Source organism: Flexivirga oryzae (genome assembly GCF_014190805.1).
GTDB lineage: Bacteria > Actinomycetota > Actinomycetes > Actinomycetales > Dermatophilaceae > Flexivirga > Flexivirga oryzae.
This window is the reverse complement of sequence record NZ_JACHVQ010000001.1, coordinates 91190-114851: the sequence shown is the minus strand read 5'-3', so window position 1 is coordinate 114851 and position 23662 is coordinate 91190. Positions and strand designations below refer to the sequence as shown.

At 66.5% G+C, this 23662-nt stretch carries 28 protein-coding genes; 12 read left to right on the top strand and 16 right to left on the bottom strand.

Features of this window, described 5'->3' with window-relative positions; genetic code table 11:
- Positions 1-23 precede the first annotated feature (23 nt).
- The 8 genes from FHU39_RS00565 to FHU39_RS00530 all read left to right on the top strand — a co-directional run bounded on the left by FHU39_RS00565 (position 24) and on the right by FHU39_RS00530 (position 5543).
- Positions 24-989: an ABC transporter substrate-binding protein gene (locus tag FHU39_RS00565; protein ID WP_246336121.1), complete on the top strand. Its 966-nt coding sequence runs from the start codon at positions 24-26 to the stop codon at positions 987-989.
- Positions 982-1938 (top strand): amino acid ABC transporter permease, encoded by a 957-nt coding sequence (locus tag FHU39_RS00560; protein ID WP_183318006.1) that lies wholly within the window; start codon positions 982-984, stop codon positions 1936-1938. The genes FHU39_RS00565 and FHU39_RS00560 overlap by 8 nt, the downstream gene beginning before the upstream one ends.
- Entirely contained in the window at positions 1935-2774 is an 840-nt protein-coding gene (locus FHU39_RS00555) for an amino acid ABC transporter ATP-binding protein (protein ID WP_343065675.1), read from the top strand. Before FHU39_RS00560 ends, FHU39_RS00555 begins: the two co-directional genes overlap by 4 nt.
- A 47-nt stretch (positions 2775-2821) precedes the next feature.
- The gene (locus tag FHU39_RS00550; protein WP_343065674.1) at positions 2822-3067 is read left to right on the top strand and encodes a S24/S26 family peptidase; all 246 of its coding nucleotides are present in this window, start codon (positions 2822-2824) and stop codon (positions 3065-3067) included.
- Between the two features lie 337 nt (positions 3068-3404).
- Entirely contained in the window at positions 3405-3737 is a 333-nt protein-coding gene (locus FHU39_RS00545; protein ID WP_183318004.1) for a ribbon-helix-helix protein, CopG family, read from the top strand.
- Positions 3738-3855: 118 nt separating this feature from the next.
- Complete coding sequence (locus FHU39_RS00540) at positions 3856-4284, top strand: VOC family protein (protein WP_183318001.1); 429 nt, start codon at positions 3856-3858, stop codon at positions 4282-4284.
- A gap of 191 nt (positions 4285-4475) precedes the next feature.
- Positions 4476-4880: a superoxide dismutase, Ni gene (sodN, locus tag FHU39_RS00535; protein ID WP_183317999.1), complete on the top strand. Its 405-nt coding sequence runs from the start codon at positions 4476-4478 to the stop codon at positions 4878-4880.
- A 411-nt stretch (positions 4881-5291) separates the two neighbouring features.
- Complete coding sequence (locus FHU39_RS00530; RefSeq protein ID WP_183317997.1) at positions 5292-5543, top strand: hypothetical protein; 252 nt, start codon at positions 5292-5294, stop codon at positions 5541-5543.
- 294 nt (positions 5544-5837) lie between these two features.
- Here the strand turns inward: FHU39_RS00530 and FHU39_RS00525 are convergent, their stop codons facing one another.
- Genes FHU39_RS00525 through FHU39_RS00515 form a run of 3 tightly spaced genes read right to left on the bottom strand, consistent with a single transcriptional unit; the run spans position 5838 to position 7635 of the window.
- Positions 5838-6380: a COG4315 family predicted lipoprotein gene (locus FHU39_RS00525; protein ID WP_183317995.1), complete on the bottom strand. Its 543-nt coding sequence runs from the start codon at positions 6378-6380 to the stop codon at positions 5838-5840.
- 59 nt (positions 6381-6439) lie between these two features.
- A complete protein-coding gene (locus FHU39_RS00520; RefSeq protein WP_183317993.1) occupies positions 6440-7129 on the bottom strand; it encodes a zf-HC2 domain-containing protein in 690 nt (229 codons plus the stop codon).
- Positions 7126-7635 (bottom strand): sigma-70 family RNA polymerase sigma factor, encoded by a 510-nt coding sequence (locus FHU39_RS00515; protein ID WP_183317992.1) that lies wholly within the window; start codon positions 7633-7635, stop codon positions 7126-7128. The genes FHU39_RS00520 and FHU39_RS00515 overlap by 4 nt, the downstream gene beginning before the upstream one ends.
- Before the next feature lie 81 nt (positions 7636-7716).
- Between FHU39_RS00515 and FHU39_RS00510 the strand changes: the two genes are divergently transcribed.
- The 4 genes from FHU39_RS00510 (at position 7717) to mctP (ending at position 11181) form a co-directional block, all read left to right on the top strand.
- Positions 7717-8157, top strand: coding sequence for a DUF2231 domain-containing protein (locus FHU39_RS00510; RefSeq protein WP_183317990.1), 441 nt, complete (start codon positions 7717-7719; stop codon positions 8155-8157).
- A gap of 348 nt (positions 8158-8505) precedes the next feature.
- Positions 8506-8787, top strand: a complete 282-nt coding sequence (locus tag FHU39_RS00505) for a GIY-YIG nuclease family protein (protein WP_183317988.1) — start codon at positions 8506-8508, stop codon at positions 8785-8787.
- Positions 8788-9187: 400 nt separating this feature from the next.
- Entirely contained in the window at positions 9188-9472 is a 285-nt protein-coding gene (locus tag FHU39_RS00500) for a DUF3311 domain-containing protein (RefSeq protein WP_183317986.1), read from the top strand.
- Positions 9469-11181 (top strand): monocarboxylate uptake permease MctP, encoded by a 1713-nt coding sequence (gene mctP / locus FHU39_RS00495; protein ID WP_183317984.1) that lies wholly within the window; start codon positions 9469-9471, stop codon positions 11179-11181. The genes FHU39_RS00500 and mctP overlap by 4 nt, the downstream gene beginning before the upstream one ends.
- Positions 11182-11325: 144 nt before the next feature.
- Here mctP and FHU39_RS00490 read toward each other — a convergent pair whose 3' ends face one another.
- From FHU39_RS00490 to FHU39_RS00430, 13 genes are all read right to left on the bottom strand, one after another.
- Positions 11326-12558: an Nramp family divalent metal transporter gene (locus FHU39_RS00490; RefSeq protein WP_183317982.1), complete on the bottom strand. Its 1233-nt coding sequence runs from the start codon at positions 12556-12558 to the stop codon at positions 11326-11328.
- A gap of 88 nt (positions 12559-12646) precedes the next feature.
- Positions 12647-12952: a hypothetical protein gene (locus FHU39_RS00485; RefSeq protein WP_183317980.1), complete on the bottom strand. Its 306-nt coding sequence runs from the start codon at positions 12950-12952 to the stop codon at positions 12647-12649.
- Between the two features lie 13 nt (positions 12953-12965).
- Positions 12966-14024, bottom strand: a complete 1059-nt coding sequence (locus tag FHU39_RS00480) for a zinc-dependent alcohol dehydrogenase family protein (RefSeq protein ID WP_183317978.1) — start codon at positions 14022-14024, stop codon at positions 12966-12968.
- Positions 14025-14115: 91 nt separating this feature from the next.
- Positions 14116-14439, bottom strand: a complete 324-nt coding sequence (locus FHU39_RS00475; protein WP_183317976.1) for a putative quinol monooxygenase — start codon at positions 14437-14439, stop codon at positions 14116-14118.
- A gap of 27 nt (positions 14440-14466) precedes the next feature.
- Positions 14467-14685 (bottom strand): hypothetical protein, encoded by a 219-nt coding sequence (locus tag FHU39_RS00470; protein WP_183317974.1) that lies wholly within the window; start codon positions 14683-14685, stop codon positions 14467-14469.
- Between the two features lie 18 nt (positions 14686-14703).
- Positions 14704-16353: a chaperonin GroEL gene (gene groL / locus FHU39_RS00465; RefSeq protein ID WP_183317972.1), complete on the bottom strand. Its 1650-nt coding sequence runs from the start codon at positions 16351-16353 to the stop codon at positions 14704-14706.
- Positions 16354-16408: 55 nt separating this feature from the next.
- A complete protein-coding gene (locus FHU39_RS00460) occupies positions 16409-17434 on the bottom strand; it encodes an NAD(P)-dependent alcohol dehydrogenase (protein ID WP_183317970.1) in 1026 nt (341 codons plus the stop codon).
- The gene (locus FHU39_RS00455; RefSeq protein WP_183317968.1) at positions 17431-18174 is read right to left on the bottom strand and encodes an iron-sulfur cluster assembly protein; all 744 of its coding nucleotides are present in this window, start codon (positions 18172-18174) and stop codon (positions 17431-17433) included. Before FHU39_RS00455 ends, FHU39_RS00460 begins: the two co-directional genes overlap by 4 nt.
- Positions 18171-19184 carry an amidohydrolase family protein gene (locus FHU39_RS00450; protein WP_183317966.1) on the bottom strand — a complete coding sequence of 338 codons (1014 nt, stop codon included), beginning with the start codon at positions 19182-19184 and terminating at the stop codon, positions 18171-18173. The genes FHU39_RS00455 and FHU39_RS00450 overlap by 4 nt, the downstream gene beginning before the upstream one ends.
- Positions 19185-19280: 96 nt before the next feature.
- Positions 19281-19619, bottom strand: a complete 339-nt coding sequence (mimD, locus tag FHU39_RS00445; RefSeq protein ID WP_246336242.1) for a propane 2-monooxygenase effector subunit MimD — start codon at positions 19617-19619, stop codon at positions 19281-19283.
- 2 nt (positions 19620-19621) lie between these two features.
- Positions 19622-20728 (bottom strand): aromatic/alkene monooxygenase hydroxylase subunit beta, encoded by a 1107-nt coding sequence (locus tag FHU39_RS00440; RefSeq protein WP_183317962.1) that lies wholly within the window; start codon positions 20726-20728, stop codon positions 19622-19624.
- 67 nt (positions 20729-20795) lie between these two features.
- Positions 20796-21842: a 2Fe-2S iron-sulfur cluster-binding protein gene (locus FHU39_RS00435; protein ID WP_183317960.1), complete on the bottom strand. Its 1047-nt coding sequence runs from the start codon at positions 21840-21842 to the stop codon at positions 20796-20798.
- Between the two features lie 84 nt (positions 21843-21926).
- Entirely contained in the window at positions 21927-23561 is a 1635-nt protein-coding gene (locus FHU39_RS00430) for a ferritin family protein (protein ID WP_183317958.1), read from the bottom strand.
- Between the last annotated feature and the right edge of the window lie 101 nt (positions 23562-23662).

Below are 23662 nucleotides of genomic sequence, written 5' to 3'. Positions count from 1 at the left end.
TCCACATCTCGAAAGGACACTTCATGTCGAGACGGTTAGGTAACAGGTCGGGGGCTTCGATACGCGCTCGCTCCTCGCGCTACTCAGCCACCCGGCGCGGCTGGCCGATGGTGCTCGCCGGTGGACTGGTCGCCTCACTCCTCGCGGGGTGTGGCGCGACGTCGCTCGGGCTCGGCACGAGCGAGCAGCAGTCCGCCACGACCGGTTGTTCCTCCGGCGGAGTGCAGAGCGCACTCCCGTCCACCGTCCAGCCCGGTTCGACGATCACCGTCGCGTCCGACGCGTCATACGAACCCAACGAGTTCCTCGCCCCCGACGGCCAGACGATCATCGGCATGGACATCGACCTGTTGCGCGGTGCCCTGCAGTGCCTCGGGCTGAAGGTGAAGTTCCAGAACGCCAAGTTCGACAACATCCTGCCGGGCATCGTCGGCGGGAAGTACGACATGGGCGCCTCGTCGTTCACCATCACCGCTGCCCGGCTACGGCAGGTGACGATGGTCAGCTACTTCTCCGCGGGCACCCAGTGGATCACACAGAAGGGCAACCCCAAGAAGTTCAACCCCACCAAACCGTGCGGCCACTCGGTCGGCGTCCAGACCGGCACCACCCAGGCCGACGAGATCGCCGCGATCAACAAGGGCGTCTGCAAGAGCGACCACGTCAAGCCCGTCGTCGAGGACCTGCAGTCCAAGGTCACCACCGACCTGCTCGCCGGCAAGGTCGACGCCATGGCCGCCGACTCCCCCGTCGCGCTGTATGCCGTGAAGAAGACCGGCGACAAGTTGCAGGCCGTCGGCGACATCACCGGTTCGGCGCCGTACGGCATCGTCCTGCCGAAGAGTCAGGACAAGTTCGGTGTGGCGATCGCCAAGGCGTTCGCGGCGATGGCGACCAACGGCAGCTATCAGAAGATCCTGGCCAAGTGGGGACAGCAGAGCGGAGCGGTGGAGATGTTCGCAGCGAACCCGGCGGTGCCGAATGACTGACACGACAACGCTTCCCGAGAAGCCGGCCGCCACCGAGCGACCCGGCAAGATCGACGCCCGTCCGGTGCCGCACCCGTGGCAATGGGTCGGCGTGGTCGTCATCGCGGTCCTGACCGCGATGCTGATCAACTCCTTCGTCACCAACTCCAAGTGGGACTGGCACTTCGTCTGGCGGGTCATGGAATACCGCCCGGTGCTCGAAGGCCTGGTGAAGGGCACCATCATCTGCACCGTCGGAGCGATGGTCCTGGGCATCGTGCTCGGCGTGATCCTCGCCGTCATGCGGCTGTCCACCAACCCGGTGCTGCGCTTCGTGTCGTTCGTCTTCACCTGGTTCTTCCGGGCGGTGCCGCGCTACGTGCTGCTCGTCGTGCTCGGCGTCGGGGTGCTGTACCTCTACCCGAAGCTCGACTTCGGAATCCCTTTCACCAGCGTGCATTTCTACACGCTGGACGTGAAGTCGGTCAGCAACGGCATCCTCGTCGGTATCCTCGGCCTCGGGTTGTCGGAGGCGGCATACATGGCCGAAATCGCCCGCGCCGGACTGCTTTCCGTCGACAACGGGCAGCACGAGGCGGCCTGCGCCATCGGGATGAGCCGCGGCAAGGCGATGCGGCGGATCATCCTGCCGCAGGCCATGCGGGTGATCGTGCCGCCCACCGGCAACGAGACCATCGCGATGGTCAAGGACACCTCGCTGCTGTCGGCCGTGCCGGTGACGACCGAGCTCTTCTTCCAGGCGAATGCCGTTGCGAACTCGACCTATCGGGTGATGCCGGCGCTCGTCGCCGCCGTCATCTGGTACCTCATCGTCTGCTCCATCCTGATGGTCGGCCAGACGATGATGGAGCGGCACTTCGGACGCGGTTTCGGGGTGCGCACCGGCGGCTCCAAGCAGACCTTCCGGTCACGAATGCTGTCCCTGCGCGGCGGCGGAGGTGGAATGTGAACGCGTCAACGGCTTTGGTCGAATCGGTCAACCTGCACAAGGACTTCCACGGTGTCGAGGTGCTCAAGGGCATCGACATGTTGGTCGCCGAGGGTGAGGTCGTGTGTCTGCTCGGTCCCTCCGGCTCCGGCAAGACGACCTTCCTGCGCTGCATCAACCAGCTCGAGGTCTTCAACGGCGGACGACTGTATGTCGACGGCGAACTGCTCGGCCTGCGGGACGCCGGTGGGACGCTGCATCGCTTGCCGGACAAGCAGATTGCGCGGCAGCGCCGGCAGATCGGCATGGTCTTCCAGCGGTTCAACCTCTTCCCGCACAAGACCGCCCTGGAGAACGTCATCGAGGGCCCGGTGCAGGTCGGCGGCGTCCGCAAGAAGGAAGCCGTCGCCGAGGCGAAGGTGCTGCTGGAGCGTGTCGGCCTGGCCGAGCGCGCCGACCACTACCCGTCTCAGCTGTCCGGTGGGCAGCAGCAGCGGGTCGCCATCGCGCGGGCGCTGGCGATGAAGCCGAAGCTGATGCTCTTCGACGAGCCGACCTCCGCGCTCGACCCCGAACTGGTCGGCGAGGTGCTCGCGGTCATGCGCGAACTCGCCGACGACGGGATGACGATGATCGTCGTGACGCACGAGATCGCGTTCGCCCGCGATGTCGCGGACCGGGTCGTGTTCATGGACGGCGGTGTCGTGGTCGAGGAGGGGCCGCCGTCGGAGGTCATCCGCGCCCCGAAGCACGAGCGGACCAAGACCTTCCTCTCCCGGATCCTGGCCGAACAACACGAGCACCTCACTCCTGCCGGCGAAGTCGTCCCGGACTCCTCGGGCGACGCCACCACGTGAAGCTCGGTTTCGCGATCGTCCGCGGGCGGTCGATGGAGCCGACCTATGTGGACGGCGATCGCCTCCTGGTGCTGTATGGCGTGCGCCCGCGTGTCGGGCGGGCGCACGTCGTCCGGCTCCCCGACGGCCCGGACGGCCCCCGGCCGGTCGCGGTCAAGCGGGTCACGCGGGCCGAGGAGGACGGTTGGTGGGTAGAGCGCGACAACCCGGCCGAGGGCGTGGACTCGTGGCTGGTCGGCGCCATACCTACACGGGATGTGCTGGGGGTCGTGCTGTTGCGCCTGCCCCGCTGACGGCATACCTCACCGTTGACGGCCGAAACGCCCGTTGACCCCGCAATTTCGGGGTCAGCGGGTGTTTCGAGCGTCAATGGGCGATGCACCGGCCATCGTGAAGCTGACGTGAGTGACGGGTGACATGAACTCGTACTTGTGTCACAATTAAGTCATGCGGCTGAAGTTCACGCAGTCGTCTCGGAGACATCGCATCGCGAAAGGTCGAGCACTGTACGTCATCCGGAATACCACGCCGGTACAAACGGTCGAGGACGACGGCACGATCAACCAAAGAGAATCGTCCTCGTCAAGCACGTGTTTCCAACGGCGCTCAACTCCAAGGAAGGTGGCTGAAATGGACCCCAAGGATCTGGAGGACCTGGAATTCATCGACGACGGAGACATCGACCTCGACCACGACGAGCATGGCTTCACCAACCCCGACGGGTCGCGAATGACCGAAGCAGATTTGGCCGCCACCGATGAGGAGCTAGCCGAACGAACACGGCGGATCAAGGCCGTGATGGGTAGGCCCTCGCTGTCCGCACCTGGCACCGTATCGCCGACGGTGAATGCCCGAGTTCCCGCAAAGGTGAAAGCCGCCCTCATAGAGCGGGCGAAATCGGAGGGCGTCGGCGAAGCCGCAGTGGTGCGTCGCGCACTCGAGGAGTACCTGCACACCACCTGACTCCGGGCCAGTCGTGCATGCGGCGGGCGTCGTGCTCTGCCGCTCCCCGCTGACGGCATACCTCACCATTGACGGCCGACACTCCCCTGCTGTCGCCGGTCGCTGGTTGACTGTCCGCATGGAACCACGGGTCACGTTCATCACGCTCGCCGTCGCCGACATCGGTCGCACGCGCGGCTTTTACGTCGACGGGCTCGGCTGGCAGCCGGCGTTCGAGGACGGCCACGAGGTCATCATGATCCAGGTGGGCGAGCGCCTCGTGCTGTCGCTGTGGCAGGCCGACGCGTTCGCCGAGGAGGTCGGCGGGCGGCCGGCGGCCGGCATACCCCCGGTGACGCTGGCGCACAACGTGGTCGACCGGGCCGCCGTCGACGCCGTGCTGGCCGAGGCCGAGACGGCGGGCGCCGAGGTTACGCCCGCCGAGGATCGGGTATGGGGAGGCTACTCGGGCTATTTCGCCGATCCCGACGGCTTCCGGTGGGAGGTCTGCTGGAACCCCGGCGAGATCGGCAGGATCGTCGTGCCGGATGTTTCCGAGGCCGGCTGAGAGGACCCGGCAGCACACCTGCGACGGTCTCGCAATGTGGTGGGCGGGTTCGATCGCCGCGCCGCACCCGAGTAGGTTCAGATGCAAGGAGTGAAAGCCCGGTCGCCCGGCCTGGCACCCGTTGACCTCAAGCCCGCTTGAGGTGACAAGCTCCCGTCATACGTCCGATGCAACCGACGGAAGGACAACACATGCTTCGCCGAATCTTCGCCCCCACGATCGAGGTCAGCGCACACTGCGACCTGCCGTGCGGCGTCTACGACCCCGCCCAGGCTCGCATCGAGGCCGAGTCGGTCAAGGCCATCCTGCAGAAGGTCGCCGACAAGCCCGACGACATCGACTTCAAGATCCGCGCGGCGATCATCAAGGAGCAGCGCTCCGAGCTGGTCAAGCACCACCTGTGGGTGCTGTGGACCGACTACTTCAAGCCACCGCACTTCGAGAAGTACCCGCAGCTGCACACCCTGGTCAACGAGGCCACCAAGCTCGCCGGCGCCGGCGGCACCAAGGCCTCGTGGGACGTCGCGACCGCGGACGAGCTGCTGGCCAAGATCGACGAGATCGCCAAGATCTTCTGGGAGACCAAGAAGGCCTGAGCCTCGTCTTCACGCCTGACGAAGGCGCCGGACCCCGGGTGGGGTTCGGCGCCTTTCGCCTTTCGAATGTCGAGGCGGTGGTGGCCGAGCCTGTCGAGGTGACATCGCGTTTCGACGAGCTCAACGATCGACTGGGCTCAACGATCGTCCGGTAGCCCAACGAGCGACCGGTCGGCCCAACACCCTTCCACAGCCCACCCAACTCGGCCACTCAGTCCACAGCCCGCCAACGCAGCCAGCAGCAACATAGGTCGGTCGTTGCAGCATCTCCCGAATGGACGGGAGAGCGCCGCGATGACTTGGATCCACCTTGGAATTGTCTTCTCCGGAGCACTTGTCGGATCTGGTATCCCAGCGCTCGTGGCATTGCGGGCGCTACGCCAGAACGGACGAAGCGAGTGGAGAGAGCGGTTGACAGTCGCAGTCGGACTGCTCCAGAGCGTGGATCCCACTCAATGGCGAATCGGCGAAGACTTACTGGCAAGTCTCGTCGAATCCGACCTCGGCAGCCAAGAAGACCGGATACTTGCGCGTCGCATCCTTACGCACCGCGTTCAGGGTGTTGCGGGGAGCCTGCCGGCCGAGAACGAAACGCTCGCTGTGGACGTCGAGAATGATCCCGACGATACTGGAAGCACCCAACAATCGGAGGGCGATCAATGACCATACCTGCAGAACGGAAACCGTTCGTGGTGCATGCCAGCGAAATTCGGATGGCACGGGCTCTGGTGAAAGATCTCGAACGCACCCACGAGCCGGTCGATCCTGCTGTGCGCCGCCTGGCCGAGTTGCACATACCGGGTGAGGTCGACAAGCAAGAACCACGTCGAGCAAGCTAGGCCGTCGGTGGCCGAGCCCTAGGCGCTGGCTGCCGCCGTCAGCAACGTCGAAGGTGGCATCGTCCCAACAACGTGATGCCGATCGCGTGATATACGCCGCGATCGGCATACCGGAGACTCAGTAGAACCGACCCTGGTTGCCGTAACCACCGGCCGCACCGGCCGCGGATGGCGACGCGGTCACCTTCACTCCTTTCGCGGTCAGCGCCCACCAAATACCTTGGCTTCCCTGACCGTTCACGTCTCCGGCAGCACCGTCACCGGCGTAGTAGTAGAGCGGCCAGCCGCCGAGGGTGACCTGCTTCTTGCCATCGGCAGTGGTGATCGTGCCGACCGTGCCGCTGATGCCGGACGTCTTCGGTGTGCCGGTCGCGGTGACCGGTGGCCAGGCGGTCAGGCACGGACCGGTGCAGGAGCTCTTGCCGGATCCTTTGGTGTCCTTGTCGTACATGTAGACGGTGCGCCCGTCCGGTCCGGCCACCACGGACCCCAGCGACGTCTTGACCAGGCTGAGGGTCGCAGCGCCGGCCCCTGGCGTCGCAGCGCCGGACGACGCGGCGGGGGTCTCGCCACCCGACGACCCACTCGAACCACAGGCCGTCAGCGCAGCCACCAGGACCGCCGCACCGACCCCAGCGAGGCTTCGTGTCGAACGCATCATTGTTGCCTCTCTCCGATTCCGTGTCTGTAGTGACGACACGAAAATCGTTGGCGGATGGTTCAATCCGGGTTGGCGGTCAGCAGGATCTTGCCTGCGGCGGTGCGGACCTGCAGGTGCGCGATCTGCGCCCTGGGTACGGCGGTCGCCGCGGTCAGCTCGGACGTCGAGCCCGGAGCCGCCGCCCAGGTCGAGACGGACGTCGCCCGGCCGGCGTCGTCGACGACATACAACGCATAGACCTCGCGGCCGCCCCACCCTGCCGACGACGTGTAGGTGCACTTCATCTCGATCTCGGTCCCCCATGCCCGGTCCTGCAGGTGAATGCTGGCACGCAGTGGGTTCGCCTCGACCTGGTGCATCACGACGGCGACGCCGGGTGCGGTGTCGCGCTGGGACCACAGGACCGCGCCGACGCCGAGCCCGCCGATCAGCAGGACGACCGACGCCGCCACGGCCACCAGCGACACGAGCCGCCGGTGCCGGCGACGCAGCTGCGTGACCTCGCCCTGCGCCGCCTGCCGGGTGCGCGCCAGCAGGTCGGCGGGCAGCGGATCGACCGCCTCGCCGGGCACGTCCTCCGGCGGCACCTTCCCGAGCAGGCCCGGTATGACGGCCAACCCGCGCACCGCCTGCGCACATTCGGGGCAACCGTTCAGGTGCTGCTCGTAGGCAGCCCGGTCGGCGGTCGACAGCGCACCGAGTACGTATGCCGCATCCCAGTCGGCGAACTCGTCGTGTGTGTCGTTCATCGCGTCACCCCTCTCTCCTGCAGCGCCAACCGCAGCGCGCGCATCCCGTAGTGCATGCGCGATTTCACGGTTCCCGGCGGCACGCCGAGGTCCTCGGCGATCTCGGTGACCGTCGCGCGGCCGTAATAGGCACGGACGACGACCTCGCGGTGCGACGGGCTCAAGGACGCGAGTGCGTCGACGATCATCGCGGCGTCGAAGACGGCGTCCACCTGGTCACCGGTCCGCTGCTCGGGCAACTCGTCCGCGATCACCTCCCGGCGATGCCGCGCGGACCGCGACTCGTCGATCACCAATCGTCGCGCGACGGTGAACAGCCACGCCCGGGCCGACGTCGCGTGGGTGTCCGTCTCGTCGGTGATCCCCTCACGCCACGCGCGCAGCATCGTCTCCTGCACGACGTCCTGCGCGAACGTGCGATCGCCGGTCAGCCGGACGACATACGCCCACAACGCATTCGCGTGATCGCGGTGCAGCTGGTCGAGCACGCCCGGGTCCGTGACCATCACCACCTCCGTCCGCTGACACGCAACAGCGGCGCAAACGGTTCAATCGAACCGTCGAAGCCCGCACACCGTGTCACCGGCATGCACACTGCCTACGAGATCGGCGGCCTGCCCGCGCACCCACTGCTGGTGCACGCGGCTGTCGTCCTGCTGCCGCTCGCTGCCATCTGCACCATCCTCCACTCGGTCTGGCCCGCTGCGCGAGCCCGGCTCGGGATCGTGCCGACGTTGCTGGCCGCATTGTGCACCGCACTCGTGCCCGTCACCGTGGCCGCCGGGCACGCCCTCGCGGACCAACTCGGTGGGACTGCAGGGAATCCGCTGCTGCAACGCCACGAACAGCTCGCCGACCAGATCCTCCCGTGGAGCATCGCGCTGACCGTCGTGGCACTGGGTAACTGGGTATGGCGCAGGTACGGCGCCACCCTCAGCGCCCGCTGGGCGCGCCTCGGCATACCGGCGGTCACGATCGTCGCCGTGGTGCGTGCCGGTGACGCCGGCGCACACGCGACGTGGGGCTGACCTGCCGGCGGCGGGGGTTTCGACACGCCTCCTCCGCTTCGCTCCCCCGGCGGCTCAACCACCGCACCTGCGGCGGCCGAATCACGACGCACACTGCGGTGTCCTAGTCCCGACCCATACTGCGGCGGGGGTTTCGACTCGCCTCCTCCGCTTCGCTCCCCCGGCGGCTCAACCACCGCACCTGCGGTGGCCGAGTAGCGGATGGAGGAGCGAAGCGGGGGAATCCGCGTATCGAGGTCGCGCGCGAACCACGGGCTTGCTCCCCATCCCACCGAACTGCTGCGCGTCGTCCACATCCACGGCATCCGCTCATCGCCAACCACTCGGACGCGGACACATGCTCGCCCGATGGCTTGGACATACATCCTGCGCTGCAATGACGGCACCTACTACGTCGGCAGCACGCGCGACCTCGATCTCCGTATGACGCAGCACTACTCGGGTCTCGGATCGGCATACACCAAGCGTCGAATGCCGGTCGAACTCGTGTGGTGCCTCGAATCATCCGACATCCAAACGGCATACGCACTCGAGCGCAAGCTCCACGGGTGGAGCCATGCCAAACGTGAAGCGTTGATCGACGGGAGATTCGAGCTGTCGCCGGGGTTGGCGAAGAAGCGACGGAAGTAGCGGGTGCGGGGACCTCGATACGGTCCTCCTCCGCTTCGCTCCCCCGGACCTACTCGGCCACCGCCCAGTCGGACCTACCCTTCGATTCGCGCGCTCGTACCTCGCACGCTACTCAGGGCGGCGCTCGGCCACCGCCCAGTCCCCCGAACCTACCCTTCGATAGGCGCGCTCGTACCTCGCACGCTACTCAGGGCGGCGCTCGGCCACCGCCCAGTCCCCCGGGACCTACCCTTCGACACGCGCTCGTACCTCGCACGCTACTCAGGGCAGCGCTCGGCCACCGTGCGCGGACGCGCCGCCTCTCGGCGTTTCGTGCGTGAAAATCTCACATGTGCGGACACCGCGGCGATAGCGTTTCCCGGTTAGCATCCGTCACCCCCTGAGAACGAGGTCGCACTCGATGGCTCAACACAAATACCCTGACAAGGCCCCACCGGCGGATCGCCGCCTGCAGGTCCTCGCCGGCATCTGTCTTCTCCTGCCGATGATCGCGCTTGTTCCCGTCGGTTGGTACGCCAAGACCAGCCCGCGACTCGGCGCCTTCCCGTTCTTCATCTGGTACCAGATGGCGCTGGTCTTCTTCTGCGTCATCTGCACGTCGATCGCCTACGTGCTGGTGCAGAAGGCTCGCCCGCACGTGCCGTTCCAGGCAGCCGACGACACCACCGGAGGCGATGACGCATGACGAACTTCCTTCCCGCGTCGGCGAACCCGTCGCACCCAGGTGGCGGCCTGAACGTCGCGGCAACCATCGTGCTGATCGTCATCTTCCTGCTCGTCACCGTCATGGGCTTCATGGCGTCCCGCTGGCGCCGGGGCAAGGACCTGGAGTCGCTGGACGAGTGGGGGCTCGGCGGCCGCAGCTTCGGCACCTGGATCACCTGGTTCCTCCTGGGCGGCGACCTCTACACGGCATACACGTTCGTCGCGGTCCCGGCAGCGATGTTCAGCGCCGGTGCGGTCAGCGGCTTCTTCGCAGTGCCCTACACGATCGTGCTCTACCCGATCATCTTCTTCTTCATGTCGCGCATGTGGTCGGTCAGCCACCGGCACGGCTACGTCACCGCCGGTGACTTCGTCCGCGGTCGCTACGGGTCCCGCGAACTGTCGCTGGCGATCTCCGTCACCGGATTCGTCGCGACACTCCCCTACATCGCGTTGCAACTGGTGGGCATTCAGGCGGTGCTCGAGGTCGCCGGCATCGGCGGCAAGGGCAACTGGTTCGCCAACGACGCGCCGCTGTTCGTCGCGTTCGTCGTGCTCGCCGCCTACACCTACACCAGCGGACTGCGCGCACCGGCGATCATCGCCTTCGTCAAGGACATCCTGATCTACCTGGTGATCATCATCGCGGTGATCTACCTGCCCACCAAGATCGGCGGCTGGCACCACATCTTCGACACGGTGCACGCCAAGTCCGCGTCGACGGCACCGGCCGACGCGACCTTCTCCGACACGGTGGCACCGAAGGCCCAATGGGCGTACGTGACACTGGCATTCGGCTCCGCGATGGCGCTGTTCATGTACCCGCACTCGATCACGGCGGTGCTGTCCTCCAAGAGCCGCAACACGATCCGCAAGAACGCGTCGATGCTGCCGGCATACTCCTTCGTGCTGGCACTGCTGGCCCTGCTCGGCTGGGTCGCCATCGCGGCCGGAACGAAGCCGATCGGCCTGAACGGCAAGGCCAACCCGCAGTTGGTCGTCCCGCAGCTGTTCGAGGACCAGTTCCCGAGCTGGTTCGCGGGAGTCGCGTTCGCAGCCATCGCGATCGGCGCCCTGGTGCCGGCCGCGATCATGTCGATCGCCGCGGCCAACACGTTCACCCGCAACATCTACAAGGAATGGATCCGGCCGAACGCGACCGTCAAGGAAGAGGCCAAGGTCTCGAAGCTGACGTCGCTGGTGGTCAAGGTGTTCGCGCTCGTCTTCGTCCTGGCGATGGACAAGCAGAACGCCATCAACCTGCAGTTGCTCGGCGGCATCTGGATCCTGCAGACCTTCCCGGCGATCGTGATCGGCCTCTACACCCGGTGGATGCACCGCTGGGCGCTGCTCGCCGGCTGGGCAGTCGCGATGGTCTACGGCACCTGGCGGGCGTACGAGGTCGCCAGCCCGGCCACCAAGCACTTCGGTGGCTCGCTGTCGAACATCCCCGTCATCGGCGAGCTCGGCTACATCGCGTTCACCGCCGTCATCATCAACGTCCTGGTCGGCGTCGTGCTGACGATCGTGTTCAACGCGATGAAACTGCCCGCCGGGACGGACGAGACGGTCGTCGCCGACTACTTCGTCGAGGCCGGTGACCCTCGCGTCGACGCGGACTACGACCCGACGGACCTCGACACCGGCGAGCCCTCGGGCCCGGCGATCGCGAAGCCCGACCCCGCCTGAACCGCACCACCCCGTGACGGCTTCCCCGTCGACCGACCCCGGGTTCTCGGGGTCCGGTCGGTGAGGGAGCCGTCACTGGCGTTCAGGGGGTATGCCGTCCGCGGCGCGTGCCGGATCCGGCATACCGGGAACGGGAGCGTGGTCTCAGACCAGGGCCAGCAGCACGTACGCGTTGAGCGCGATGATCAGCACCGTCGCGGCGCCCGCGACCCACGTCGTGAGCGGCCGGTTGACCAGGTCGCCCATCACGGCGCGCCGCCGGGTGAACAACACCAGCGGGATGAGGCTGGTGGGCGCCGCGAAGGACAGCACCACCTGGCTGAGCACCAGGGCCTGGGTCGCGTTCAGTCCGAGCGCCAGCAACACCAGCGGCGGCGCGAGCGAGACGACCCGGCGCACCCACACCGTGTAGGACCGGCGCAGGAACCCCTGCATCACGACCTGGCCGGTGTAGGCACCGACGACCGTGGACGCGAGACCGGACGCGAGCAGTGCCAGCGCGAACAGCACGGCCGCACCGTGCCCTGCGACGTCACCGAACGCGGCGTACGCCGCCGCGAGATCGCCGGACGCCGACTCCGGCAGCACTGCCGCCGCCAGCACGATCGCCACGTTGGCGAGCCCCACGACGGACATCGCGATCACCACGCTGCGCCGCAGGTCCCGGGCGATCGAGGCAGACCCGCCGTCGCGACCGACCCCCTTGCCGTGCGCACCGGCCGCCGTGACCACCGGCACCGGACGGCACACCGCCGACTGGAAGTGCAGGGCGTGCGGCATCACCGTCGCGCCGACGATCCCGGCAGCGAGCAGCGCCGCCGACGGCTCCATCGGCCCGGGAGCGATCTCGGTGGCGAGCCGGTCCAGGTCCACCCCAGCGATGACCGTCTGCCACAGGACCGCGATGACCACCATCGCCAGCAGTGCCAGGACGAGCACCTCGAACCCTTCATGACCGCGCACCCGGATCGCGAGGACCACGAAGCTGACGGCACCCACGATCACGGCACCGACGAGCAACGGCACGCCGAAGAGGATGTTGAGCGCGAACGCGCCGCCGACCAGTTCGGCGAGATCGGTCATGATCACGACGAGTTCGGTGACCAGCCACAACTGCACCCGCACGGGCCCGGAGCACCGCTCCCGGCAGTTCTCGGCCAGGCTGAGACCGGTGGCTGCCCCCAGTTTGGCCGCGAGGTACTGCACCACCATGCCGACGATGCTTGCTGCGATGACGACCCACGCGAGCGCGTAACCGTAGCTGGCGCCCGACTCGACATTGACCCCGAAGTTGCCCGGGTCGATGTAGGCGACCGCTGCCATGCAGGCGGGCACCAGGGTGCGAACCCCGGTGGGATTCCTCACCTTCTGGTGCATGGGCGCCTACCTTCGCGGTGTCGCTGCCAGGACGATCAGGAGATCGCTGGCGGTGAACGGGTTCAGTGCGGACAGTCGATGCTATTGCTCAGACCGCCCCGTCCTCCGTCTCAATCTGAGATGCGGACGACCTCCCGGCAGGGCAGCCGTGCACATGATCCGGGGTCGACCGAAAGGTCCACTCCGCCAGGCAGATCCGGCACAACCGCACGCCGGCACCGCGCGCCGGTGCCGCGATCACCGGGTCTCCGAGCGCGAGCGCGTTCTGCGCGAACGTGAAGATGGTGAACTCGTCCTCGGTCATGTCCGCGCGCGGCTTGTCGACGAGGCGGTGGATCCGCAGCAACGCATAACGCATCCACTCCGCCTCGCCGACCTCTTCCGCATCACGCACCGAAGCGCTCTTCTCAGGACTCGCGGCTGATGATGACCTTGATCGCGTGCTCGTCCGCGGCGCGCGCGAACGTGTCGTACGCCTCGAGCATCTGGTCGAAGGTGAACCGGTGCGTGACGAACTTGCCCGGGTCGATCCGCCCGGCCGTGATCTCACCCAGCAGCTCGGGTGCCGTGGTCGCGTTGACCAGACCCGTGGTGATCGTCAGGTTGTTGATCCAGTCCCGCTCGATCGGCAGGGTCACCGGCTCGCCGTGCACGCCGACATTGGCGACGTGCCCGCCGGGTCGCACCGAGTCCAGCGCGGTCGCGAACGTGGCTGGTATGCCGACCGCCTCGATCGCGACATCGACGCCGAGTCCGTCGCGGCTGAGCTTCTTCAGCTCCTCGACCACGTCGCCGCCCGCACCGACGTCCACCGTGTCCGTCGCCCCGAAGTCACGCGACTCCTCCAACCGGAACTTGTTGCCGTCGACGGCGATGACCTTGGCGGCACCACGCGATGCTGCCGTCATGATCGCCGCCAGCCCGACCGGGCCGGCACCGATCACCGCGACGACATCGCCCTCGGTAACAGCGCCGTTGAGAACGCCGATCTCGAAGCCGGTTGGCAGTATGTCGCTGAGCATCGCGCCCTGCTCCGCGCTGACACCGTCCGGCAACGGGATCAGGCCGTTGTCGGCATACGGGACCCGGACCAGCTCGGCCTGGGTGCCGTCGATCAGGTGCCCGAAGATCCAGCCGATGCCGCCGAGGGTCTGGCAGTGCGAGGTCAGACCGCGCTTGCAGTAGTCACAGCTCATGCACTTGCTGATGCAGGAGATGATCACCCGGTCGCCGACCGCGACGTTCCGGCACTCGGGGCCGACCTCGGTGACCACGCCGACGCCCTCGTGCCCGAGGATCCGGCCGTCGGTGACCGCCGGCACGTCGCCCTTGAGGATGTGCAGGTCGGTGCCGCAGATCGTGGTCGTCTCGACCCGCACGATCGCGTCGGTCGGGTCCTGCAACACCGGCTCGGGCACGTCCTCCCACGCCTTGTTCCCCGGACCGTGATAGACGAGCGCTTTCATGAGTTGCCTTTCCTTGATATCGAATGAGCCGTCGACGTCCGAGCCGACGAGCCACAGGGGTGTCAGATCCAGGCACGCACCCGCACCAGGGTCAGTCGACGGCGAGTTCGCCCAACCGTGACCAGTCGGTGCCCTCGACCTCGAAGTTGACGATCCGAGGGGTTTCGACCAGGTATGGCGGCAGGTCGCGCTGCGCCGCCTTGAAGTGGTCGGAGTTCACATGTGCGCCACCGGCGTCCCCGTCACGGAACGCCTCGACCAGCACGTACTCGGTCGAGTCGTCGAGGCTGCGCGACCAGTCGAACCACAGGCAGCCGGGCTCGGCCCTCGTAGCGCTGGTGAATTCGCGTGCGATGTCCGGCCAGTCGTCGGCGTCCTCGGGCTTCACCTTGAACTTCGCGGTGATGAAGATCATCGTTCGTCCTCCTTGGGTTGTCGTGAATTACGCGATGAGGATCAGCATCACACCGAGGAGGGTGGCCGCGAGCGCCGGCGTCGTGGCCAGCCGGCACAGGTGCTCACGGCGCTGTTCACGGACGCGCACCCAGCGCGGCAGGTAGCACTGCGGCACATGCTGCAGTGCGTACCGCCGGGCCAGCAGCATCACGGTCAACAACGCACCCGCTTCAACCAGGAACGCCCCGAACGCCGGCGCTGTCATCACGACCACCCACTCGGATCAGTAGATGTTCGAGGGCCGGACCATGCCCTCGGCGAGGTCCCCGAATCCGGGTGCGATGATCGCCCCGGGGTTCACCATGACCTCTTCCACGATCGCGGTCTCGGTGGTGATCAGCAGCGCCGCGATGGACGCAGCACTCTCCAGGGCGGTCCGGGTCACCTTCAGCGCGTCGAGCACGCCGGAGTCGGCCAGGCGGGTGTAACTGCCGTTGAGCGCGTTGAAGCCCTCACCGACCGCGGAGGTCGCAACGCGTTGCAGCACCTCGTCCCCGTCATACCCCGCATTGATCGCGATCCACCGCAGCGGTTCACCGAGCGCGCGTCGCACCACCTCGCGGCCCACGGCGGCGTCGCCGGTCAGTTCGACCTGGTCCACCGAACCGGCGGCCTGGGCCAGCGCGGTCCCGCCGCCTGCAACGACACCCTCCTCGAGGGCGGCCTTCGCCGCCGCGAGCGAGTCCTCGGTGCGCAGCATGCGCTCCTTCTGCTCGACGCTGGTCGCACCGCCCACCCGCACGACGGCGATCCGTCCGGCGAGCCGAGCGATCCGCAACCGCAGGCTGTCCTGGTCGTGCTCGATGCGGGCCCGCTCGAGTTGCTTCTCCAGCTGGCCGATCCGGGCGGTCACGGACTGTCCCTCACCCTTGCCGCCCAGGATGGTCGTGCTCTCCTCGGTGACCGTGATGTGCGCGCACTGGCCGAGGTCGCGCTCGGTGACCTCCGGGAGGGAGACGCCCGAGTCGTCGCTGACGACACGGCCACCGAGCACGACGGCGAGGTCCTCCAACTCGGCGACCCGACGGTGCCCGAACCCGGGCGCGCGCACCACGACGGACTGGAAGGTCTTGTGCACGTTGCCGCTGACGATCATCTGCAGCGCCGGGCCCTCGACGTTCTCGGCCAGGATCAGCAGTGGCCGGTCGACCCTGCGGGCCGCCTCCACGGTGGGCATGAGGTCCTGCACCTGCGAGATCGTCTTGTTGGTGAGCAACACGACCGGGTTGTCGAGACTCGCCTCCATCCGGTCCTGGTCGGTCACCATGTACGGCGAGATGAACCCGTGGTCCAGTTCCACCCCGTCGACGATGTCCACGTGCAGTCCGGCGTCGTCCGAGTCCTCGATCTCGACCACGCCGTCGCTTCCGACGGTGGTCAGCGCCTCGGCGATGACGCGGCCGATGCGCTCGTCGTCGTTCGCGGCCAGGGTGGCGATCCGTTCCAGATCCTCCGGGCCGGACACCGGGGTCGCGCGCTGGCGCAGGGTCTCCACCACGGCCGCGACGGTGTCCTCAATCCCGCGTCGCACGCGCATCGGGTTCGCGCCCTGGTCAACGGATTTCAGACCTTCGCGGACCATGGCCTGGGCCAGGACGGTCGCGGTCGTGGTGCCGTCACCGACCGCACCGTTGGTCTTCATCGCGACTTCCTTGACGAGTTGCGCGCCCATGTTGGCGAACGGCTCGCTGACCTGGATCTCGCGGGCGATCGTCACGCCGTCGTTGGTGATCGTCGGGGGCCCGGTGAGCTTCTCCAGCACCGCGTTGCGGCCCTTCGGTCCGAGCGTCACCTTCACGGCGTCCGCCAGGACGTTGACCCCGAGCTCGAGCTGCTTCCGGGCGTCCACGTTGAATCTGAGTTGTTTGGCCATCGCGACCTACTCCCTTGGTATTGCTATTGATTCGTGATGATGGTGATTGGCAGGGTCACGGGATGAGGATCGCGCGACCACGGACCTTTCCGGCGTCGAGGTCGTCGATCGCCTGTTGGAAGTCGTCGAGCTTGTACTGCGCGGTGTGGAGCTTGACCTTGCCCTGCGCGGCAAGGGTCATCAGGTCCTGCAGGTCGGTGTACGAACCGACCAGGTTGCCGATGAAGTTGATCTCGGTGGAGATGACGTCGATCGTCGGGACGTCGATGTTCTCGCCGTACCCGATGACGTAGTAGTTGCCCGCGTTGCGCAACATCGCGACACCCTCGGCGGTCGCACCGCCTTCACCGACGAAGTCGAGCACCGCCGCGACGCCGGCGCCGCCGCTGAACTCACGCACCGCCTCGACGTGGTTGCCGTCGGCGAGCACCGTGTGGTCGGCGCCGATCTCCTTGGCGAGCGCGAGCGCCTCCGGGTTGCGGTCGACGACGACGAGCGTCGCCGACGACATCGCCTTCATGCACTGGATCCCGATGTGGCCCAGGCCGCCGGCGCCGATGACGGCGCACACGTCGCCCGGCCGCAGCAGCCGGGCCGCCTTGGCACAGGCGTGCTGCGCGGTCAGTCCCGCGTCGGCGAGCGCCGCGACGTCGGCCGGCTCCAGCGAGTCGTCCAGTTTCACGCAGCTGCGCGCGCTGGTCCGCAGGTATTCGGCATACCCGCCGTCGGTGTTGATGCCCGGGAACTGGTTGTTCTCGCAGTGCACGTCGTCGCCGAGGCGACAGGCGCGACACAGTCCGCAGGTGACCAGCGGGTGCAGGATCACCTTGTCGCCGACGGCCACGTTGGTGACCGCGTCGCCGACCGCGTGCACCCAGCCGGCGTTCTCGTGACCGATCGTGTAGGGCAGCTGCACGCCGCTCTTGGCCTCCCACTGGCCCTCGAGGATGTGCAGATCGGTGCGGCACACGCCGGCCGCGCCGATCTTCACGATCACGTCGAGCGGACCCTGGACCGTCGGTTCGTCGATCTCGACCATCTGCAGGTCCTGGTGATAGCCGACAACCCGTACTGCTCTCATGCTCCGCTCCTCAGGTCGGTGATGACCGGTCCGGTGATCGCGTCGATCTCCTGGGATCCGGCGTACCGCGTGGCCAGCAGCCCGCGGCAGAAGTGCGCGTTGCCCTCGATCGAGCGCCGCGTGGTTGCCGCCATCCGCAGCCGGAGCGGCACGTCCCGCTCGGGTATGGCGACGCCGTCGCCGTCCACCAGCACCCGTGAGTCGGGCGCGGTGGGCAACCCGATCGCGGCGCGGCGACGTACCAGCGACTTCGTCTTCGCGCAGTCGGGCAGGTCCCGCAGCTCCAGCAGCGGCAACTCCTCGAGGGTCCACGTCCCCCGCTGCAGCATCTGCATGCAGGAGCGCTCCATCGAGGCGATGTGTGCCTTGCGCTTGAAGGTCGCGCGCAGCTCCTCCAGGTCCTCGTGCGCCTCGTTGCCGAAGGTGCCGCGGTAGCCGGCGTCGGTGGCGAGACCGAGGTTGATCTTGTCGGAGTCGTGGTGGTCGTCCAGCATCACCCGGACCACGCCACCGCCGGGCATCAGCCGCAGCGCGTCCATCGCGTCCGATGCCATCAGGTAGGCGAAGTTGGGCGAGCAGAACGACGTCGGGAGCCGCAGGTGCACCTCGACACCGAGGTCGTCGAGGATGATCGACCGCACGAAACCGAGGTCGGTGATCGGCTCGTCCAGCTCCGGGTCGACGACCGTGGACAGGGCGGACATCACCTCGGCGTCGAGGGATGTCATTTGCGCGGTCATGGCTGCAGCACGGGCTCGGCGGCGGACAGCTGGAACTGCTCCGGGACGGTGATCGTCTTCGGGTAGAGCTTGGCGACGTTGAGCCCGAGGATCTTCTTCTTCACGTCGGTGGTCAGCTCCGGATACTCGGTCTGGTCCGGGAAGTAGTTGAAGTCGACGAACTTCTCGATCAGCCACTTGGGCTGCCACAGCGCGTAGTCGGAGGAGAAGATGAGGCGGTCCTCGTCCAGCCAGTAGAGCAGCTCGCCGATGACGTCACCGAAGTAGTGCGGCCGGGTGTGGATGAACGGCATCACCACCGAGAGGCCGGCGTAGACGTTGGCCTCCTGGGTGGCGATCCAGCAGAAGTCCTCCAGCCGCGGCAGACCGCAGTGCTCGACAATGAAGTTGAGGTCCTGGAAGTCGGTGGCGCAGTGGTCGATGTCGGAGACGTCGAACGCGTCCTTGTCCAGCGGCGTCAGGGTGGGGCCCTTGTGCACGTGGATGTTCTTGATGCCCAGCTCCTGACACTTCTCCAGGTAGCGGTAGGCCTCCGGGTCGCTCATCTTGAAGCCGCGCGAGTCGCCCTTCCACGCGGCGGTGTAGATCTTCACGCCCTGCAGGTCGAACCGCTTGGCGTCGGCCTCCAGTTGTTTGATCCCCTCGTCACCGTCCCGCGCGTCCCAGGTGCCGTTCATGGTGATCTTGCCGCCGGCGTTCTGGGTGAGCGCCCACGCGTCGGCCTCCCGGTCGAAGCCGTGGTGGAAGAAGTCCCACAGGTGGACGCTGTTCAGAATCGCGTGATCGGCATACCCGATCTCGAAGACGTCGTGCATGACGTCTGCCTCGGTGTACTTCTGGTATTTCTTGTAGTCCCAGAGGTATTCGGGCGGTGTCAGGGCACTGCTGTAACCGTAGAAACACTCGATGAACTGGTGGCCATACTTGTTCTTGCAGTTCTCGTCCGAGCCGTCCCAGAAGTGGATGTGACCGTCCACCACGAAGTACTTCTCGCCATCCTTCTCGTACATGATGTTCCTCGATTCAGCAGAGTTTCATTTGGTGCGACAGGGCAGGGTGGTGCTCCCCGGGGGCGGCCCTGCCGTCCACCCCCGGGGAGAGTTGAGTCAGCCGGCTGCGGTCAGGTCGAAGCCGATGTACTCGGCCGCGTCCTCCGGGCTGGCGAACAGCAGCGTCCGGTCGTCGAGGTGCACCATCCGCCCGTAGTGGGTGGAGCTGATCTCCTCGAAGATCGATCCGTCGAACTCCTCACCGAGGGCGTCGGTCAGCTCCTCGTAGTCGAAGTCGAGCACCTTGGTGCCGTCGACCCGGATCATCGACGGGTACTCGACGAGTTCGACCCCGTCCTTGCCGCCCATGACCTGCGCGACGACGCGGCCGATCGGGGTGTTCATCAGGGTGACGCCACACATGTTGGAGAACGAGGCCTCCGAACCGAACTGCATACTCACTTGTTCAACTCCTTGGGTATGTCGAGGCCGATCTCCTCGAGCAGCTGACTGAACTTCTCCTTGGCCGCGTCCAGCGACTCGGCGAACGTGCGCACCTTGTCGGCCGGCTGTGACCAGATGGGTTGCAGGGCGGTGGCGGCGTCCAGGCACTTGGGGACCCAGACGGCGAGCCAGCCGTTGAACAGCTCCTTGTTGGCCGCGCCGTTCTCCTCGTCCCGCACCAGCATCTGGAACAGCGCGCGGGTGTAGGCGGAGTCGCGGTTGTAGTCGTTCTCGCCCGTCCCGACGATGGTGGGCGTGATGTAGTCACCGTTCTTCGCCGCGATCTGCATGACCAGTTCGCTGCGGAACAGCTGCCCGACGAGTTGCTCGAACACGACGTTGGTGGCGAACAGCAACTCGGCCCAGTCACCGGTCGCGGTGAGTTCCTCGACCACCTTGCGCGTCGGCTGCCACTCGGCGGCGTTCTGCCAGACCTCGCGGTGCGCGTCACCGTCGAAGTCCAGCTCCGACTCGGACAGGTCGAGGTTGAACAACGCCAGGTCCTGGGCGAAGCGCATCTTGTGGGCCGCGTTCACCGCGACGGCGTTGTTGATCATGTTGGTCGGGCAGGACCGCTGGATCGAGGTGAAGACGTGCAGCGCCATACCGTTCTCGGCGTGCATCCAGGCCCCGAGGTTGCGCGCGATGAAGTTGCTCCACGGGTGGTTCCAGTGGTTGTACGCGCCCGCACGCTTGGCGTTCTCCAGACAGAGGGACACTTGACGGACGACCGCCGAGTTGTTGCGGTAGATCGTCTGCTCCCACTCCTCGTTGGGGTCGAGGAACTGGTGCCAGTTGGACGATTTCGCGGCCGTCCAGTCGTGCGGGTAGCCGCCGGGGCCGTTGCCGAATCCGTAGATCCAGCCCTGCGTCAGGTAGCGGGCGGGGTCCGGCTGGACGTCGACGGTCACGTCTTCGTACATCGTGGCCCGCAGCTTGGCCGGCTTGAAGTAGTTGTAGGTCCGGCTCTTCGAGCTGGGGAAGGTCAGGGCTCCGGCCTCCGAGTCGGTGAACTCGATCTTCGGAAAGCTCCGTTCCTTCTGGTCGGTGATGTCCGCCATAATCTGTCAACTCCATCTGTTGTGGGTTTTCGGGCTCACGCCCAGCGCAATCCGTTGCGGCGCCTGATCATTCGGCGCTGATCGGGCTCTCGAACTTGTCGAAGAAGATCTGGTCGCCCGGGACGGCCTGCTGCGCCGCGAGTTCGAGTGCCGCGTCGACCATCGGCGGCGGACCGCACAGGTAGACCTCGGTCTTGCGCAACTCGGGCTCCCGCGCCTCGACCACCGTGGTGACCATGCCGCTCTCGGCGATGACTCCGAGCTCGTCGGCGCCATCGGTCGATTCGGAGAGTGCGACGACGAATTCGAAGTCCGCCAGCCGCTCCCCGAGTGCCTTGATCTCCTCCAGGTAGAACAGGTCCTGGACCGTGCGCGCCCCGTAGTAGAAGCGCACTCGCCGGGTGTCCTCGGTCTCGCTCATGTGCCGCAACAGCGCCAGGACCGGCGCCATACCCGCGCCACCACCGATCAGCACGATCGGCAGGACATGCCCGTTCTTGAGGGTGAAGTTCCCGTAGGGGCCCTTCAGCTGAATCTTGTCGCCGACCGTGATCCCGTCGTCCAGCAACGTCGAGAACTTGCCGCCCGGGTACTTCTTGATGAGGAACTCGACGTGGTCGGCGTTGGTCGGCGTCGTCGCCATCGAGAACGACCGGTGCTCGTCCGTGCCCGGGATCATCAGGTCGGAGTACTGGCCCGACTTGAAGTCGTACGTGGCCGGCGACACCGCGCGCAGTTTGAGCCCGACGATGTCATGGGTGTGTTCGGTCAACTCCACGACCTCGGTCTCCACGTCCTGCAGCGGCGCCGAGTTGAGCAGCTCGTCCTCGTCGAAGTTGAGCAGCTCGATGGTGCAGTCGCTGAACGCGTGCGCCCGGCACAGCAGTACGTAGCCCTCCTCGACCTCGGCGTCGTTGCACGCGAAGGTCGAATAGCGCTCCATCTGGATGTCGCCGTCGAGGATGTAGGACTTGCACGCGGAGCACTGCCCCTCGCGACAGCCGTGCATCAGGTGAATGCCCTGACGGAATGCTGCATCCAGGATCTTCTCGTCCTCGCCGACCTCCATCTCGATGTCGACGGGCTCGAAGTTGATGCGGTGAGTGTCGGCCACGGCCGTTCTCCTGCCTCGGGATGTGATGGGTGCCGGGGTGGTGCGTCCCGCTGCGCACGGGACGCACCACCACCTGCAGGTGGATCAGAAGCTGACGTTGTCGTTGGCGCGGTATGCCGCGGCCCACTCCTCGCGCTCCTGGTCGGACATCTGGTTGAGCGTCACGTTGGGGCTCATGAACCGGATGCCCTTGAAGTCGTCCAGCGTCCACAACTTCTTCGGGTCGTCCAGGTCCAGGTGCGGCTGGCCGATGATCGTCTTGCCGTCGTCCCGCACGTAGCCCAGGTCCTGGACGATCTCCGCCAGGTCCTTGTCGTGGTGCAGCGTCTCCCACTCCCGGTGGCCGGTCAGCCGGCCCATGTTCGGGGTGTCGCGGCCCTCGTACTCCGACCGGAACGCGACCTTGTCGGTCCACGCGCAGGTCTCGGAGCAGTAGGTGCGCCACTGGTCGTCGACCTTGTCGACCACCATGTCCTCACGGATGAGGCACGGCACCATGCAGGTCCAGCAACGGTGCGGGTACTCGTAACCCACGTTCTCGAACGCGATCGGCTTGTTCTTGCCCGGGTACTTCAGCCGGTTGTAGTTCTCCCACCACTTGCCGAACCGCGAGTACCAGCCGGGGTACTTCTCCTCGAACCACTCGAAGTCCTTGTCGGTCATCGGGTCGATCCGCCAGTAGTTCACCGGCCAGCCGGTCGCGAAGAAGCGGGCCACCTCGTGGACGTAGAACTTGTTGGTGATCCGGTTCCACGCCTCCTCCACCAGGTCGTGCGGTATGACGAGGCCGTACTTCTCCAGCGGCAGCAGGTAGCTGCGGTAGTAGTCGTCGTAGATCCAGCGGCGCCACATCTCGGCATACGACTCGCGGTCCTTGCGCCGGTCCTTGGTGCCGTACTCGATGAACGTGCCGATGGCGGCGTCGACCACGCAGTGGTTGTTCCACCACGCGTAGCGCAGGTCGCGCTCGAGCAGCGGACGGTTGCGCTCGTCGGCCAACGCCATCAGCAGGATCGAGTAACCGTTGCTGATGTGCCGCGACTCGTCCGACTGGACCGAGTGGAAGACCGTCGGCAGCAGGTAGTCGCCGTTGGCCGCCGCCTCGTCGGGCATGGCCACGAAAAGCGTGTTGGTGAAAGCGGTTTCGGCGACAACCGTCAGGTAGATGTTTGCCGCGGTGATCGCGTCACCGGTGATGAAGCCCTCACCGAACTGCCGGCCGATGGTGCCCGCGTAGTTGTTCGCGAACGCCTTCTCGGTCATGTCGAAACCGGCCGGGTCGATGTAGTTGTTCATGTACAGCTTCTTGAGGTTCATCTGGATCGTCGAGTGACGCACCTCGTCGATCATCTGGACCGCAAGACCGTTGTGGATCTCCGGGTTCGGGACCGCGTCGATGGCCATCGGCATCGCGCGGGCCGCGGAGATCTCCGGGAACGGAATGATGGACAGGAACAGCTTCTGCCACTCCAGCCAGCGCTGCTGGACCTGGCGGAACATGTTGCCGCGGATGGCGCCGTCCATGGCGCCGAAGACGCGGTTGTCCTTCTCCTCCTCCATGGGGAAGTAGGACCGCATGATCTGCTTCAGCGGGTCCTTCTTGGGTGCCTTCTCGAAGGTGTAGTCGGTGCCGAACCGGGTGGCGGGAGTCGCGAATGTCGGCTCCCAGGTCAGCTCCGAAATCTTTGCGTGGGCCTTGGTCAGGCTCTGTCTGCTCATTGGCTCTGGTGCCTCCTTGGAATGCGGCCGACCGGTCGGCGGCCGGCCCTGCGGGAGTTGGGCTCTGCCCGTGGCGTAGATACAACTGCCGATCCGGGGCG

What these genes read in the sequence shown, in the direction of transcription:
- FHU39_RS00565 (WP_246336121.1), top strand. Translation starts at nt 24, where the DNA reads ATGTCGAGACGGTTAGGTAACAGGTCGGGGGCTTCGATACGCGCTCGC.
- FHU39_RS00560 (WP_183318006.1), top strand. Translation starts at nt 982, where the DNA reads ATGACTGACACGACAACGCTTCCCGAGAAGCCGGCCGCCACCGAGCGA.
- FHU39_RS00545 (WP_183318004.1), top strand. Translation starts at nt 3,405, where the DNA reads ATGGACCCCAAGGATCTGGAGGACCTGGAATTCATCGACGACGGAGAC.
- FHU39_RS00540 (WP_183318001.1), top strand. Translation starts at nt 3,856, where the DNA reads ATGGAACCACGGGTCACGTTCATCACGCTCGCCGTCGCCGACATCGGT.
- sodN (WP_183317999.1), top strand. Translation starts at nt 4,476, where the DNA reads ATGCTTCGCCGAATCTTCGCCCCCACGATCGAGGTCAGCGCACACTGC.
- FHU39_RS00525 (WP_183317995.1), bottom strand. Translation starts at nt 6,380, where the DNA reads ATGATGCGTTCGACACGAAGCCTCGCTGGGGTCGGTGCGGCGGTCCTG.
- FHU39_RS00520 (WP_183317993.1), bottom strand. Translation starts at nt 7,129, where the DNA reads ATGAACGACACACACGACGAGTTCGCCGACTGGGATGCGGCATACGTA.
- FHU39_RS00515 (WP_183317992.1), bottom strand. Translation starts at nt 7,635, where the DNA reads ATGGTCACGGACCCGGGCGTGCTCGACCAGCTGCACCGCGATCACGCG.
- FHU39_RS00510 (WP_183317990.1), top strand. Translation starts at nt 7,717, where the DNA reads ATGCACACTGCCTACGAGATCGGCGGCCTGCCCGCGCACCCACTGCTG.
- FHU39_RS00505 (WP_183317988.1), top strand. Translation starts at nt 8,506, where the DNA reads ATGGCTTGGACATACATCCTGCGCTGCAATGACGGCACCTACTACGTC.
- FHU39_RS00500 (WP_183317986.1), top strand. Translation starts at nt 9,188, where the DNA reads ATGGCTCAACACAAATACCCTGACAAGGCCCCACCGGCGGATCGCCGC.
- mctP (WP_183317984.1), top strand. Translation starts at nt 9,469, where the DNA reads ATGACGAACTTCCTTCCCGCGTCGGCGAACCCGTCGCACCCAGGTGGC.
- FHU39_RS00490 (WP_183317982.1), bottom strand. Translation starts at nt 12,558, where the DNA reads ATGCACCAGAAGGTGAGGAATCCCACCGGGGTTCGCACCCTGGTGCCC.
- FHU39_RS00480 (WP_183317978.1), bottom strand. Translation starts at nt 14,024, where the DNA reads ATGAAAGCGCTCGTCTATCACGGTCCGGGGAACAAGGCGTGGGAGGAC.
- FHU39_RS00475 (WP_183317976.1), bottom strand. Translation starts at nt 14,439, where the DNA reads ATGATCTTCATCACCGCGAAGTTCAAGGTGAAGCCCGAGGACGCCGAC.
- FHU39_RS00470 (WP_183317974.1), bottom strand. Translation starts at nt 14,685, where the DNA reads ATGACAGCGCCGGCGTTCGGGGCGTTCCTGGTTGAAGCGGGTGCGTTG.
- groL (WP_183317972.1), bottom strand. Translation starts at nt 16,353, where the DNA reads ATGGCCAAACAACTCAGATTCAACGTGGACGCCCGGAAGCAGCTCGAG.
- FHU39_RS00460 (WP_183317970.1), bottom strand. Translation starts at nt 17,434, where the DNA reads ATGAGAGCAGTACGGGTTGTCGGCTATCACCAGGACCTGCAGATGGTC.
- FHU39_RS00455 (WP_183317968.1), bottom strand. Translation starts at nt 18,174, where the DNA reads ATGACCGCGCAAATGACATCCCTCGACGCCGAGGTGATGTCCGCCCTG.
- FHU39_RS00450 (WP_183317966.1), bottom strand. Translation starts at nt 19,184, where the DNA reads ATGTACGAGAAGGATGGCGAGAAGTACTTCGTGGTGGACGGTCACATC.
- mimD (WP_246336242.1), bottom strand. Translation starts at nt 19,619, where the DNA reads ATGCAGTTCGGTTCGGAGGCCTCGTTCTCCAACATGTGTGGCGTCACC.
- FHU39_RS00440 (WP_183317962.1), bottom strand. Translation starts at nt 20,728, where the DNA reads ATGGCGGACATCACCGACCAGAAGGAACGGAGCTTTCCGAAGATCGAG.
- FHU39_RS00430 (WP_183317958.1), bottom strand. Translation starts at nt 23,561, where the DNA reads ATGAGCAGACAGAGCCTGACCAAGGCCCACGCAAAGATTTCGGAGCTG.